Origin of the sequence: Synechococcus sp. PCC 7335 (assembly GCF_000155595.1) — a bacterium.
Lineage (GTDB): Bacteria > Cyanobacteriota > Cyanobacteriia > Phormidesmidales > Phormidesmidaceae > Phormidesmis.
This window is the reverse complement of the sequence record NZ_DS989904.1, coordinates 2,187,003-2,202,211: the sequence shown is the minus strand read 5'-3', so window position 1 is coordinate 2,202,211 and position 15,209 is coordinate 2,187,003. Positions and strand designations below refer to the sequence as shown.

9 protein-coding genes are annotated in these 15,209 nt (G+C 46.0%); 5 read left to right on the top strand and 4 right to left on the bottom strand.

What is annotated here, in order from left to right; translation table 11 throughout:
- Positions 1 to 44: 44 nt before the first annotated feature.
- Positions 45 to 785 (top strand): 2-phosphosulfolactate phosphatase family protein, encoded by a 741-nt coding sequence (locus S7335_RS09550; protein ID WP_006457270.1) that lies wholly within the window; start codon positions 45 to 47, stop codon positions 783 to 785.
- Between the two features lie 127 nt (positions 786 to 912).
- On the opposite strand, the gene S7335_RS09545 is transcribed toward S7335_RS09550, so the two are convergent.
- Entirely contained in the window at positions 913 to 1,902 is a 990-nt protein-coding gene (locus S7335_RS09545; RefSeq protein ID WP_006453745.1) for a Gfo/Idh/MocA family protein, read from the bottom strand.
- Positions 1,903 to 2,449: 547 nt separating this feature from the next.
- On the opposite strand from S7335_RS09545, the gene S7335_RS09540 reads away from it, so the two are divergent.
- Both S7335_RS09540 and S7335_RS09535 read left to right on the top strand, forming a co-directional pair.
- Positions 2,450 to 2,749 (top strand): ferredoxin, encoded by a 300-nt coding sequence (locus S7335_RS09540; RefSeq protein WP_006454866.1) that lies wholly within the window; start codon positions 2,450 to 2,452, stop codon positions 2,747 to 2,749.
- Positions 2,750 to 3,005: 256 nt separating this feature from the next.
- Positions 3,006 to 4,175: a sugar phosphate nucleotidyltransferase gene (locus tag S7335_RS09535; RefSeq protein WP_038015996.1), complete on the top strand. Its 1,170-nt coding sequence runs from the start codon at positions 3,006 to 3,008 to the stop codon at positions 4,173 to 4,175.
- A gap of 466 nt (positions 4,176 to 4,641) precedes the next feature.
- On the opposite strand, the gene S7335_RS09530 is transcribed toward S7335_RS09535, so the two are convergent.
- The 3 genes from S7335_RS09530 to S7335_RS09520 form a co-directional block, all read right to left on the bottom strand.
- Positions 4,642 to 4,992, bottom strand: a complete 351-nt coding sequence (locus S7335_RS09530) for a DUF1257 domain-containing protein (RefSeq protein ID WP_006453681.1) — start codon at positions 4,990 to 4,992, stop codon at positions 4,642 to 4,644.
- Positions 4,993 to 5,154: 162 nt separating this feature from the next.
- Complete coding sequence (locus tag S7335_RS09525) at positions 5,155 to 6,666, bottom strand: AAA family ATPase (RefSeq protein ID WP_038015993.1); 1,512 nt, start codon at positions 6,664 to 6,666, stop codon at positions 5,155 to 5,157.
- A 125-nt stretch (positions 6,667 to 6,791) separates the two neighbouring features.
- Positions 6,792 to 7,154, bottom strand: a complete 363-nt coding sequence (locus S7335_RS09520) for a hypothetical protein (RefSeq protein ID WP_006456173.1) — start codon at positions 7,152 to 7,154, stop codon at positions 6,792 to 6,794.
- Between the two features lie 360 nt (positions 7,155 to 7,514).
- Between S7335_RS09520 and recQ the strand changes: the two genes are divergently transcribed.
- Positions 7,515 to 9,731 (top strand): DNA helicase RecQ, encoded by a 2,217-nt coding sequence (recQ, locus tag S7335_RS09515; RefSeq protein ID WP_006457512.1) that lies wholly within the window; start codon positions 7,515 to 7,517, stop codon positions 9,729 to 9,731.
- Positions 9,732 to 11,461: 1,730 nt separating this feature from the next.
- On the top strand, positions 11,462 to 15,115 hold the full coding sequence (locus S7335_RS09510; RefSeq protein WP_006457476.1) for a G8 domain-containing protein: 3,654 nt from the start codon (positions 11,462 to 11,464) through the stop codon (positions 15,113 to 15,115).
- The last annotated feature ends 94 nt before the right edge of the window (positions 15,116 to 15,209 follow it).

Here is a 15,209-nt window from a genome sequence, read left to right as displayed (position 1 = left end):
CTGATGATTCAGCTACTAAACTATGTGCGCGGGCCAAGTATTCAGTGAAAATATCCGTCTATCACACACCTGAGGAAGTCCCCACTGACTCCGTTCCCGACTGCGCGATCGCAATCGACGTGCTGCGAGCAACCACCACTATAGCCGCTGCGTTTAATGCGGGTGCCGAAGCTGTTCAAGTCTTTAGTGATCTAGACAAACTGCTATCTGAAAGTGAAAGCTGGCCTGCCCTAAGTCGAATCAGAGCAGGAGAAAGAGGCGGTCAAAAAGTTGAAGGGTTCGATCTAGGGAATTCTCCTTTAGACCACTCGCCCGAACAGACCGAAGGCAAACGTCTATTCATGAGTACAACTAACGGTACCCGCTGCCTACAGCGGATTCAAGAAGTACCGATAGTGCTTACTGCTGCGCTTACGACTCGTCAGGCTGTCGTCGACTACCTGCTAGCCAACCAGCCCAAAACCACCTGGTTAGTCGGCTCCGGTTGGGAAGGTGAATACTCTCTTGAGGACACTGTCTGCGCTGGGGCTATCATCCAAAGAGGTATTGAGCAAGCCAATCTCGAGCTAGCAAGTACGATTGGCAATGATGCCGCCCTAGCTGCCATGAGTCTCTACTGCCAGTGGCAAAATCGGTTGGACAAGCTTCTACATCACGCAAGTCATGGTCAGCGTCTCTTAAGCAAAGACAATACCGCCGATATCAACTACTGCGCTCAGCTGGACATTCTAGATATCGTTCCAATTCAGCAGTCTCCGGGCGTTCTAGTCTGGAAACAGACTTAACACTTGCCTTCTACACCTAAACTAAGCTCTTGCACTTACTAGAGAACTGCGCCTCAGAACTGTGCCTCCGCTAGGCCATCAACGTTATATAAACTAACCGCCTAAGTATCTAAGATTCTTAAGCATCTTAGATAACGACTACGCTCTCCCCAGTATCAGATGCTCGCCGTAAAGCATCGCCTACTCTCAGTGCATATACACTTTCAGCCGCGCTTACATATAGCGGGGTCCCTTCAGTCAAGTTATCTAATATTCCCTGCGTATCTTTCACAAACAGACCCCGACGGGGCTCAATAGCAATCACACTCGTCCCCTGGGCAGTCATTAGCATCCCTTCGTTCCTATCAAAAAACAGTTTGCCTTGTTCGCCTTGCACTTCAATCTCTCGGTGATAAACCATCAGTCCTTCCCCTTTTCCATAGACCAGCTCTGCAATTAGCCCAGACTCAAACTGTAGCCGACCAGAACTTAGCATCTGTCTAAAGTAGATATCCTCTGCATCTTCTACTATTCGAGTCTGGCAGTTTACCTGGTTTACTCTACCGAACAAATTTGTTAGCCGGTGCACTCGCGAAAGCGCTCCACAGAAGGGAAAGCCAAAAAGTGCTTTCTGATAGGTCCACTTTTTAGGCGCAGGGGTTTGCGGATTAATCGTGCGGTAGCCTACATAGCTTGGTTTGCCAACTTTAGAAAGGTTTGAGCGCATAGCTAGATGCAGCCCACCCAATAGCTCGATATGTTCCACATGTAACAGTAATTGTTTCTGGGCCGCAAGCTTGACTAGCTGCTCTGCCTGTTGCACATCAAAAGATAGAGGATATTCCACCACTACATGCTTATCAGCCTCTAGCGCCGCCTTAACCACTTCACCATGCAACGAACTTATTGTACAAACTACAACCAGATCAATAGATTCGTCTGCAATCAGCTGCTGCCAGTACGCTATTGCTTGCATGCCATACTGATTTGCAAACTGTGCAGTCCGCTCAGTACTGTTTTCAGAAACGCCACTTCCAGAAACACCTACAAGATGTGATCGTTCATCTGCTAAGAACGCCTTTGCCCTTGCGCTAGCCGCATAGCCCGTCCCTACCAGTCCAACTCGAATAACTGACATATAAGTCTAAGCCGATAAATCATTCATGCACCGAGTTCAACCATCACATAATCTGGCTCCGACAAAATGTCCACTGCGTTCTCTAATTAGTTTTTCAAAGAAGCTCAGCATCGAATCGTATTTTCCAAAGCAACATAGACTCAATTAAATAGAGAAGACTCTCAATAGAGACTTTTTTGCGCCATCAACAGCCGCCGAACAGCTACATAAGTAAAGTTTATAGAAAAACAACTACTGATAAAATTAACCCCTCCAAAATCGTATTTAGTTGTTTAGCTAAATAAAGCAGTAACAGCTTCAAAGACTCCAGATAATTGAATTACAAGCCATATTTTCACTGTCTCACTCGCCATTAACCATAAGCAAAATAGGATCTTTCTTTAGAGTTAGATTACTAATACCTTTCAACCATCCACCTCAAGATAGTTACAGCTAAGTAGTTTTCTCGTAGTATCAAAATATGCTGTTAATTGACTTATCTATCCAGTCTTTCTGGCTAAACTAAGAGAGTTTAGTTAACAGCAAGGCAAACCAAGAGGATGTTCGCATGGCTAGCTACAAAGTCACTTTAGTTAACGAAACAGAAAACCTAAATACCACTATTGAAGTGGCAGATGATGAATACATTTTAGACGCAGCAGAAGAGCAAGGCATTGACCTGCCTTATTCTTGTCGTGCGGGTGCGTGCTCTACCTGTGCTGGGAAGCTCACAGAAGGGACTGTAGATCAATCCGACCAGTCTTTTCTAGATGATGATCAAATTGAGGCAGGTTATGTGCTTACTTGCGTTGCCTATCCGACTTCTGACTGTACAGTTATGACTCATCAAGAGGAGGAGCTGTACTAAACAATGTAGTGCAGCTTTAGAAGAAAGCCTCAGCCTCGTCGATGAGCTGAGGTTTTTTTGTAGCAATCACTGATACGCGAGCTTTGCGCTCAAATTACGCTAGAGTCGATTTCTAATCACAGCAAGGAGTGATGGCAGCCCCTATGAGGGAGATATGAAGTCTTCGTTCCTCATAGGGCATATTAGGATTAGATTGATAGCATTAGCAAGGATTAAACAGTCAGCCTACTAGTTAAAACGTGAGGACTCTTCAGAAATGAAAGCCATGATTTTGGCCGCAGGGAAAGGTACAAGAGTACGACCAATTACCTACACCATTCCCAAGCCAATGATTCCTATCTTGCAAAAACCCGTAATGGAGTTTCTGTTAGAGCTTTTGAAAAACCACGGTTTTGACCAGATTGTGGCCAATGTCAGTCATCTTGCTAATGAGATCGAAGGCTACTTCCGGGATGGCCAGCGATTTGGTGTTGAACTGGCCTATTCGTTCGAAGGCCGAATCACCGATGGCGAACTAGTCGGTGAAGCAATCGGCTCAGCTGGTGGGATGAGGAAGATACAAGACTTCTCACCTTTTTTCGATGATACGTTCATCGTCCTCTGTGGAGATGCTCTAATCGATCTCGATCTTACTGAGGCAGTCCGCCAGCACAAAGAGAAAAATTCCATTGCTACTATTGTTATGAAGCAAGTACCTCTTAAGCAGGTACCTAGCTATGGTGTGGTAGTTACTGATGAGAGCGGTAAAATCAAATCCTTTCAAGAAAAGCCGACCGTTGAAGAAGCGCTTAGTACAGATATAAATACTGGCATCTATATCTTTGAGCCGGAGGTCTTCAACTACATTCCTTCTGGTCAAGAGTTTGATATTGGGGGCGATCTCTTTCCGAAGCTTGTCGATGCCGGTGCGGCTTTCTATGGCATCCGTATGGACTTTGAATGGGTAGACATCGGCAAAGTTCCTGACTACTGGCAAGCTATTCAAGATGTACTTACCGGTCAGGTTAGAGGAGTAGGCATTCCAGGAAATGAAATTAGACCAGGCGTATTTGCCGGGCTCAATGTCAAGGCTAACTGGGAAGCTATAGAGATAGAAGGTCCAGTTTACATCGGCGGCATGACTCAGATAGAAGATGGTGCCAAAATAGTAGGCCCTAGTATGATCGGTCCGAACTGTATGATCTCTAGTGGAACCATCATCGATAAGAGTGTCGTCTTTGAATACTCTCGAATTGGACCTGACGTTCGCTTAGTCGATAAGCTTGTCTTTGGACGCTACTGTGTTGACAAGACTGGGGCGTCTATCGATGTTAAAGCTGCTGCACTAGACTGGCTAATCACTGATACCCGCCAGGATATTGTCGCCGAGCCGCCCATTGAGCATCGGGCGATCGCAGAACTCCTGAACAAGACTATCGCGAAGTAGATTGAGGTAGATTCTATCTCTCTAGTAAGGATAGTGTGGATCTTCAAAAGCCCTAAGCAACGATAGCTAGTCGTCTCTGAAGAACTCAAAAGGCTTTGTTTCACAAGGCTTGTAGTCTCTAAACCCATAGGTGAAGTTGCAAGGAAACGCTCTAGCCCCTGCAAAATCTGGAAAATGACCACGTCTCATATAGCGTTCAAAAGCCGATCACTACGGGGAACGTCGGTTCCAGTTCGCCTACTCAAGAGCTAAAGCTCCCGTTGCAGCAGGCGTCTTAGTCCCTCCGAAAATGGGAGGTTTTTCCAAGGACGACTAGCCAACCTGGCAGACAGAACAATAGCAAGTATCTCTACTTCGCTATCGGACGGCATGACGACTAAAAGCAAAAAAATGGACTGAACCGTTAGTGGTTCAGTCCATCGCAGCTATGAGAACAGCGCTATCAAAATGCGCTTGGAAAACTACATTACTGAAGAACCAAGCGTACATTTGCGTTCTGTAGACCAGGACGCTTAACTTCAGAGAGCGTTTTGTTCACAGCATACTTCTGGTTGATAGAGTTGATTAGCTCTGTCTGGTTGTGCTTTTTAGCAACACCCCAGAGATCAGCAATCAAGTCGAAAGAACCATCAGCATTGCGAGACCAGCCGATATCGTAGTCGCCTTCAAGCACCGCGACAATATCAGCACGAACGTTCTGTCCGTTGTAGCCACGAATGCTGTCTTCTGTTTTCACAGTCACACCTAGGTCACATAGTGAAGACTTCAAGATTTCAGCATCGGTGATCTTAGTGCGTAAAGTACTGAAATGAGACATTTGAGTTTCCTCCTGGAAAGAAATTGAGAGACAACGAAGTTAGAAATCGAAAGTAGTCAGTCATCAAACGAAGCAATGCCTGACTTGTTGAACCGTCAACCATATCACTATCAAAAGTAATACGACTGACCCTTCTTCCTGTAGGAGCAGGAAAAAAGACTGTTAGAACTCCATCCGCTGGTATTCCGCAACCGATGAAGCCGCTGGTCGAGCCCGCTGTCGAGCCCAATCACGCAGGGCTGTTACTTGCTCACTCATCGTCCTCGACAGCGGCAGCGTAGCGCGAATCGCCGCAATAATATCAAGCTGAGTGAACTCTCGCCCTTGCGCAAACGCCTCATACATCGCAGAGATTAATCCCTGCTCAATTTCAGCGCCTGAAAAACCTTCACATACTTTACTCAACTGGTCAAAGTCAAACCGTTCTATATCACTACGGCGCTTACCCAGATGAATCCTAAATATCTCTTTCCTTTCCTCTTCGTTGGGAAGATCAACAAAGAAGATTTCGTCAAATCTGCCCTTACGCAAGAACTCGCTAGGTAACCTTTCAACTCGATTTGCTGTTGCAATTACAAATACAGGTGAAGTTTTTTCCTGCATCCAGGTTAGAAAGCTGCCGAATATTCGGCTAGACGTTCCACCATCTGAATCAGCTGACCCTGCACTGCCTGCAAAAGCCTTATCAATCTCATCAATAAACAGAACAGCAGGCGATATCGATTCTGCTGTCTTGAGCGCCCCTCTTAGATTAGCCTCAGAGCGCCCGACCATGGAACCATCATAAACACGCCCCATGTCCAAGCGCAGCAAGGGTAGACCCCATAGCCTAGCTGTTGTCTTAGCGATTAGGGACTTTCCACAACCCGGAACGCCCAGAATTAGCATTCCCTTAGGCTGGGGTAACCCGTACTCGCGCGCCCTCTCAGTAAAAGCGTTCGATCGCTGCTTTAGCCAGTGCTTTAATTCTTCTAGGCCGCCAACAGAATCTAGCGTCTCATCTTCCTCTATATAATCTAGAATCCCATTGCGACGTATTAGCTGCTTCTTCTCAGATAAGACGATATTGACTTCGGCTTCTGTTAGCTTTCCTGCCATCACCCTGGACTTACGAAAAACCTTTTCAGCTTCGTCACGGGTTAATCCTAAAGCGGCTTTCAACAGTTTCTCGCGCCCCTCAGTACTGATACTAGAAACACCAGACTTTTCAAGTTCTGCACTCAAAACCTGATTAAGTTCTGCCATACTAGGTAGCGTGAAATCTAAAACAACAACTTCTTTCTCCAGCTCTATCGGAATTTGCTGAACTGGAGACATCAGTATGATTGTCTTTTGCGTGCCGCGAAAGCTTTCGATGGCGTCTCGCAGACTACGGGTTACTTCGGGGCTATCCTTAAAAGGATGCAAATCTTTGAAAACAAAAATACTTGGGTCCTTCTGGCGCATTGCCCAATTAACTGCTGCCTGAGGAGAAACCGTATTGTTTTGCTGGCCTGAACCCCCCTCTTTCCCGTACTCGACGACACCATGTGTCATTGTCCAGGTGTACATACGCTGCTGGGGCCTTTGCTGGGCAAGCGCTGCTATTGATCTTTCTGCCCGCTCTTCTTCAAAGGTGACCAGATAGATCAGTGGATATTGAGCTCGGATTAATACGTTTAGCTCTTCTCTCATGGCGATCGCCCCCAAATAAGACGATTTAGAACATCTATCTCGAATAGAATCAACAGACTAAGACAGAAACAACAGACTTTCCGTAGCCGGGCTAACAAACTGAGCCTTTTGTAATCTCATCCGCTTCAAGCAGTGATCAGCTCACCCTCATCAGGGCTTCTGGACTCTCTACTTGTCTTACAACCAAGGTTAGAGATCGTACTGAGTTCAGCCAGCTCGTCTATCACCTTAGAACCATGAGAGGTAACTAGAGCCAAGCCATCCTTCTGGACGGTCACAGCAGCGTTACACTCTGGGCAGTTGTGAATTTGATGAGCACTTCCATGGATATGAGCAGCGCTTTCTACGAGTTCAGCATTATTCATATAGAACTCAATCGCTCGCTGTGCCATTGATGACATGGTTTCGCCATCGACTGCTGCTCGGATCTTGAACTGCCGATGCAGCTCGTCCGAAAGATAAAATGTGACCTTTTGCTTGTCTGGCATGTCCAATAGAAATAATGTGACCCAGATGTATACATACACTATCGGCCTTGGCATGAGAACGTCAAGGCGTTATGCCAGCTTGACGGCAATAAATTTAAATAAGTTTACAATTTGCCAGTTCGCTGGGTACCCTCCTACATGTAGCCAAAGTAGGGCATGCAGCTAAAGTAGGGATGCGATATTGCAAAGTAAGGAGGCATTCTTACTTTGCAGCTAGAGTTGCCACTTAGTCCGCAACGGTTTTAGCTGATGAGAGTGTCATAAGCAATTCTACGAAAGCTATAGCTAGAGCCAATCCTTAGCAAATCACTCTCAACAGTAGTATCCTTACTGCGCTAGGTTAAAGCGCTAAGTCAGACAATGCCGAATCAGGAACCAGCTTTAGAAAGTGCATTAAAGCATTTCTTCGGGCACGATCAGTTTCGCTTTGAACAACGCTCTATTGTTGAGCAGGTTCTTAAGAACAAAGACGTTTTAGTCATTATGCCGACAGGGGGAGGAAAGTCCCTTTGTTATCAGCTGCCGGCATTACTTAGGCCCGGTACTACCATCGTTATTTCTCCTTTGATTGCTCTTATGCAAGATCAAGTTGTTGCTTTAAAAGACAACGGCATAGAGGCAACTTTCCTGAATAGTACGCTTTCTTTTGAAGAGGTGCGATCACGTCAGAAGGACTTACTCATGGGTAAGATCAAGATTCTGTACATCGCACCAGAGAGACTTTTCACATCCTCTTTTCATGATTTTCTAAAGCAACTTAGCCAAAAAGTCGGCATCAGCACTTTTGCTATCGACGAAGCTCACTGCGTTTCAGAGTGGGGACATGACTTTCGTCCTGAATACAGACAACTCTTTCAGATAAAACAGCTATATCCTCAGATCCCAATCATCGCGCTGACTGCGACCGCGACACAAAGAGTTCGCACTGATATCGTACAGCAGCTGCGCCTCAACGACCCAACTGTATATATTTCCAGCTTCAACAGACAAAATCTCTACTATGAAGTCATTCAAAAATCCAGAAAACCTTACCAGCAGCTTTTAGCAAAGATCCAACAGCACCAAGGGAAAGAGAAGGGTGCAGGAATTATATATTGCCTAAGTAGAAAGCATGTTGATGAAGTCTCTAATAACCTAACGAAAGATGGGATCTCAGCTTTGCCGTACCATGCCGGCCTCACTAACACGCAAAGAGAAAACAACCAAACGAAATTTATTAGAGATGATGTTCAGATCATCGTTGCGACCGTGGCCTTCGGAATGGGTATCAACAAACCAGACGTCCGCTTCGTCATACATTATGATCTTCCTCGCAACCTTGAAAGCTACTATCAAGAATCGGGTAGAGCGGGCCGCGATAGTGAAGCAGCAAGCTGCACTATTTTATTTGGCTGGGGTGATGTGCATACGGTCAGATATCTCATCGGCCAAAAAGCAGATCCCGGCGAACAGCGGATCGCTCAGCAACAGCTCAATCAGATAATTAGTTATGCAGAAAGTCCTATCTGTCGACGGCAAGTCCAGCTAAACTACTTTGGAGAACAATTTATTCCGCCCTGCAACAACTGCGATAACTGCCTCAGTCCAGTGCCTATAGAAGATTGGACTATCGAAGCGCAGAAGTTCCTTTCTTGCGTGTATCGCTGCGATCAGAGATTTGGCATGAACCATATCGTTGATGTTTTAAGAGGATCAAACAAAAAGCGTATCTTCGAACTTGGACACGATCGGCTGACCACTTACAGCATAGGGAAAGAACGCACCGCGGATGAATGGAGAATGCTTTGTCGAGCGATGATTTATCAAGGCTATTTAGAAGAGACAACTGATGGATATCCCATTTTAAGATTAACGAGAAAGAGCAATCAAATTCTTAAGAAGTTCGTTTCTGTAAAGATTCCAGTCACGCAAAAGATCGCTCAACCAATCGCTTCAAAAGAAAAAGTAACCAGCACTGAACTTAATGAGGAGTCTGTTTCTCTTATGAGACAGCTCAAAACCCTTCGCAAGGAATTAGCTGATCAACAGAATGTACCACCCTACGTCGTTTTTTCCGATTCTAGTCTTCGCCAGATGGCGCAGCTGCGTCCTCAAACAGCCGATGACTTTTCCAAAATATCCGGCGTCGGTAGTCGAAAACTCATCCAGTACGGCAAGATTTTCACCCAAGCTATTCGTAAGTTCTGTAGCGATCACAACCTAGAAGTTAGTACTGAATCTTTCTCCAAAGAGCCCACAGTAGTAGACAAAGGCAGCTCAAAATCCGACATCAGTTCAACACATCTTAAAACGCTAGATCTGTACCAGAACGGATTATCACCATCGGATATATCACTTACCCGTAACATCCGGCTGAGTACAGTAAACGGACATATTGCTGAGCTAATAAGCGCGGGCTATCCAATAGATATAAACAAACTAGTAGACAGAGAAAGACAAACCGTCATTAAACAGGCAATTGCTAAAGTCGGTCCACACTCATTGAGAAACATTCGAGAGGAAACAGGAGAAACCTACGATTATCAAGAAATCAAGCTTGTTCGAGCAAAATGGGAGCTGGAAATGCCCAGCGAGTAATTTAAAACAATTAAGGAGAAATAGACTGAAGTTCTATAGTTTGTTCTATCAATGCTGTGCCAGTGATAATGTCTATAGGCGACCCCGTTCCTTATGGTAGCCCTGACACTGACCACGAGTAGTCTTATTCAGATTAGTTCCAAGGGCGCGAAAAAGGAATGATGGCAGGACCTGCTGGGACGATATGGTAGGAACCTGGCGAACTAGATTAAGCTGAACTCGATGTGAGTCGCTTAACGTAATGATTGAGCTAAACGTAATGATTGAGCTAGCTGTAAAACAGTAGGGAATATCTTTCACAGAGAAGAGACTACGTGCGTTCATACGTCTTTCTACATGTAGCGGATACAGCTATTGAGACTACTCAACTAACTATCGAGAAACTATCCGCTAAATCCTACAATGCTATACCCTCTAATATCGGTTTTCTTTACTCTATGTTTGATAGCTTGACTAAGCAAATGATGATATGAATGGCATCTAGCAGTCTATACATCGACATCACGTCTGTTGGCACAATCGCTATTCGTAAACAGTAGCTATGCCCAGGGCTATTAACCTCAAAGCCTTAAGCGCGCGCGTTTATAACTCCGAGTACGAATATGTGATTTGAGACAACAGTACTATGTGACGGATCTTTTATTGGTTGTATCTGTCTAGTTAGGTAGGAATAAATACGTAAATTCGTAATTGGCCTTCAAAAGCCGTGTAATTTTCTACACCATATCGGACGCAGTCACTCAACCAAAATGCTCTTTAAACACACGTTATTTCCACTATTGGAAGCAGGATTTAGCTTCCTTGATAGGGTTTTACATACAGCGCTATACCTTACTGGCTCGACAGTTCACCCAATAGATAGCCTGTCTAGTATTGTAGTGATTGGCTTGCGTCCATCAAATAGATCCCTGTGATTGGGTATGGGCAAATTACGTACCCAGAGTTGACATATTTTTAATTATGGTTTTATTGTTAGGTGTCAATACGTAGTCAAGTAATTTTCATCTGATGAACTCAAGATTGAGTTAGTTCAGTCTTGCTCTCCTGATGATGGCACTTACTACCCCTTTACGTCCTAAAAGTTTAAGGTTTTGACGCTGTTAAGTTCCTTGTAATCGTTTCTTCTATCTTCGTAGCTCTATCTACATAAGTTCATCTGGCATCTGACGGCAAGGTGTCGCTTAAAACTTCATGACAGAGTAAACGTTGTTAGATTCAGCCTCTGCCGTCGGCAGATACTGTGTGCAGGTAGTACAAACAAGTCGCCAGAGCTGACAAGCTCTATCACATAGCGTCTGTTCATCCTTTTAAGCATACCCATTTACTTTCATCTACTCTCAACTATATTCCTATATAACCTTATCTAACTTCTACCAGTGTCTATCAGTGTTTGTTGACAGGTAACCACTGCACTTGCTAGGTCGCAACTGTCACATAGAACACTTTTTTGAACAGACTTCTATCTTTGTGACGAGTCATCTGTACATTACTTGCGTTCAAGTTGCTACGGACGCTCTATGTTCTTACGGACATACCACTTTTGTACAGCTTTTATATGAGTACTACCACGGTAGGTGAAGCTGCTTGGGTGAAATTAAGTTTGACCTGTACTGACTTCTTCACAATTCCTTTACACAGAATTTCTTCTAAAGCTCTTCCCTCTCAGTTTTTACACCCTCTCTAGGGTGCATCTTCCGATGCCTACATATTGGTAACAATAGGAAATCACAATGGAAATGAACACTCACAACGCTAGCCATTCCAACAATCAGATGTCGGGGCATGCTTCACTCATGAGTTTGGTGCCAGAGTCTGCGGTCACCCACAAAGCAGTCAACAATGGTTCCTGGTTCAATCCCAATACTTGGGCCTCAAAGCGAGTCCCTGGCGACAACGCGAATGTTTTGATTGCAGAAGGCGTCAAAGTTAACTACGACAACGAAAGCGATGCTCGCCTCAATACCGTTCGTATAGACGGTACGCTCGAGTTTGCGCGTGGTAAAGATACCAAAATGGTTGTTGAAACACTAGTCAACACCATGAAGGGAACGCTCAATATCGGCACAAAGAACAATTCGATTGCTGCTAACAGAACGGCTTCCATCATCATTACTGGCGAAGGGAAGATTGATACCAAATGGGACCCAACTCAGCTTAGCCGTGGCGTTATCAGCCACGGTAAAGTGAATATCTATGGTGCAGACAAAACAGACTTCATTGCTTTGAAAGGAGATGCCGAAGCGGGCGATCGCGTCCTCGAACTAGACAAGGTTCCTTCCGGTTGGCGAGTTGGCGATAAGCTGGTTCTTGGGGGTACTCGATACAATCGGTTTGGCTCTAACGAGAACAACAGTCGCTATGGTGATGAAGAGCTGACTATCACAAAGATAGAAGGCAATCGCATCAGCTTCACCAACGACGATGTCAAATCTGGCCAGAAGAAAGGTGAGCTCAGGTTTGACCATACTCGACCAGACATTCCAGAGAAAGGGCGACTCAAGCTCTACGTTGCCAACGTCACGCGCAACGTCTCCTTCGAGACCGAAGGGGGAGCAGACCTAGCAGACAACCAGCGTGGACACGTCATGTTCATGCACAACCCGGACGTCAGTGTCAACAACGCTGGGTTCTACAACCTAGGTCGTTCAGACAAGTCCAAAATGGTAGACGATCCGAAAAGGAATATTGACGGCTCACGCGGCTATGGCAAAAACCCTAGAGGGCGCTATAGCATGCACTTCCACCGAAACGGTGCGGATGATATCAACGGCCAGGCGGCAGTCGCTAGCGGTAACGCAGTGGTCGGTAGTCCTGGTTGGGGTATCGTTCACCATGATAGTCATGCGCACCTGTCGGACAACGTGGTGTTCGACGTCGCTGGCGCTGGCATCGTCGCCGAATCTGGCAACGAACTAGGGTCCTGGAAGAACAACATCACTATCAAAACGACTGGACCAGGTAGGTTTGTATCGACCAGCGAGGTCCAGAGACGCGAAGACAAGTTCGATATGGGCTTCAAAGGAGAAGGGTACTGGGTGCAGGGGGCTGCGCAAGTCGTCATGGAAGACAACGTTGCCATCAGTGCTCGGGATTCGGGTATCACCCTGTTCGGTGATGGTCAGGGTAACGAAGCGCGCGATGTCAGCACGATTCTGGTCAAGAACTTACCTCAGCGCATCCAAGACCTCTTCCCTGCTAACAAAGAGAAGGTCGATATCACCGATGTGCCGTTGAACAAGTTTAGTGGCTTTGAAAGCTACAACACAGATGTCGGCATCAACGTCTGGTCTCAGATAGCTAACTTCGATGGTCAAATGGAGCTAGATAACAGGGCACCTAACGCTATGCATAGCGGACGCGCTACTATCGACAACTTCAGTGTCTGGCAAACCCGCAGACAAGGCATCAACACAGACTACAGTTCAAACATCGACTATGTGGATGGCCTGATTGTTGGCGACATCGAAGATCCCGATGGTGATGGCATTGTTCACAACCATGCTACTAATGGACTTCGCTATATCGACTTGACGGTTCGCGGCTTTGGCGAAGGTTACAACGCTGAGTTCCCCGATGTAGAGAAGAACGGCATCGTTGAGACCTCAATTGAAGACAGTCTGTTTGGTAACAATACGTACAATATCGCAGAAGTAGGTGAGTTCAAACAAACCTATTATACTCTAGACGACTTTGCCACTCTCTTAGAGATAGACAACACTGAGTTTGAGATTAGCCAACAGAACAACAAACTGCCTGTTCCTAAGTTCAGCGGGACTACCGTAGGTGGGCTATCGGCAAGCTTCGATGCGAGTAAGTCTTACGACCCTATCAAGTTGAAATATCCCGGACCTAGTAAGGGCATTGCTAGCTATGGATGGGACTTTGATAATGATGGAGAGATGGATGATTTTGGCCGTACGGTCACGCACCACTTCAAGAAAGCGGGTAAGCATGACGTCACTTTGCGCGTGCTAGATAGCCAAGGGGCAGCACAAACGCTCACTCAAACCGTTGAGATCAGTCCCAAAGCCTATACCAATCCTTTCAAAGATGGAGAGATCAATAAAGGCACAAAACTCAGTGGCGCTAGACGCAGACGTCTAAGCAGTTTATCGGCAGGAGATGGATGGAAAGGGACAGATTTTGTTCGTGTAAACAACGGCAGCATACAGCTATCTAACCCTAGGCGCAGGCGAGCCGGGTTAGGACAGATCATTCAGAACGATAGTATTCACAAAGGGAAACAGACCCTTAGCTTCGGCCTGAAGAATATTGAAGGCAGCAAGGACAAGGTAAGAAGGAACAAAGTAACTGTTGAACTATGGGGTGTCAACGGTCAGTTCGACGGCCTCTTAGCAGAGGGTGATGGACCGACCCAGGCTGGTACCATACCAATGAATCGGACGTTGTTGTTTGGAAAAACTTACGGCGGTAACGACAAGAACGGCTTCTTCAACTTCAAGGACTTCACCGAAACGGTTGATCTGGGCAAGGGTTACCAGCATCTGGTGGCTAGAGTCAAGACCGATAGAACCAATGACCGAGGGGATTCTGTTGCGCTGTCTTACTTTGAGCTAGGTACTAAAGGCGAGCCCCAAGGAATACTTCCCATAACAAACACATTTAACTTGACTGAGCCACCCGAGCCAGCTCCATCTGGTCCAGCTCCAAAATTAGCTTCGCTTCGCCGATCACCTAGCATGGTTGCCTACTTTGATTTCAATGAAGGTAAAGGGCCCTCAGCAATTGATTCTAGTCGTTCTGGGGTAAAGCACGAGGGCGAACTAAAAGGGGACTCAATCTGGGTAAGGGGGCTCAAAGGCGATGGCGTTGCTTTTTCAGGGAATGGCGATGTTCGAGTTGCCGACTCGCGCAGCATCAATTTGGGGACCTACCAAGAGCGTACCGTATCTGTTTGGTTCAAAGCGGATGAAATTTCGAACAACAGTGGTAAGCAGGTTATCTACGAAGAGGGAGGCAAAATACGCGGGCTAAATATGTATCTAGACAAAAACCGACTCTTTGTAGGCGGTTGGAATGCCCCTCGCAGTGAAAGTGGCTGGTCTGGAACATGGCTAAAGACCAATAACGTTTCTGAGGATACCTGGCATCATGTGTCGCTAGTCCTTGATGGCGACGGCAAGCTCAGACCCAATTCGATTAGAGGCTATCTAGATGGCAAACAGTTTGGTGTTGGCGCGGCTTCTCAGCTGTGGAGTCATACAGGCGGTGTTGGTATTGGTGGCGTCGCTGGCAGTAGTCGCTTTCACGATGGCAAACGTACAGGTGGTGGATTGACAGGTCTAGTTGATGAAGTCTCTGTCTTCAACAAAGCGCTCAATCCGGGTCAGATTGAAACGCTTGCAGACCAGAATCTTTTGTAAAGTCCAACGCTATAGGACCATACCGCCTGATTGCGATATGGTCCTTACTCATACCTATATCATTAACTTTGGCTGCAGCCAAAGTTCTAGCTGC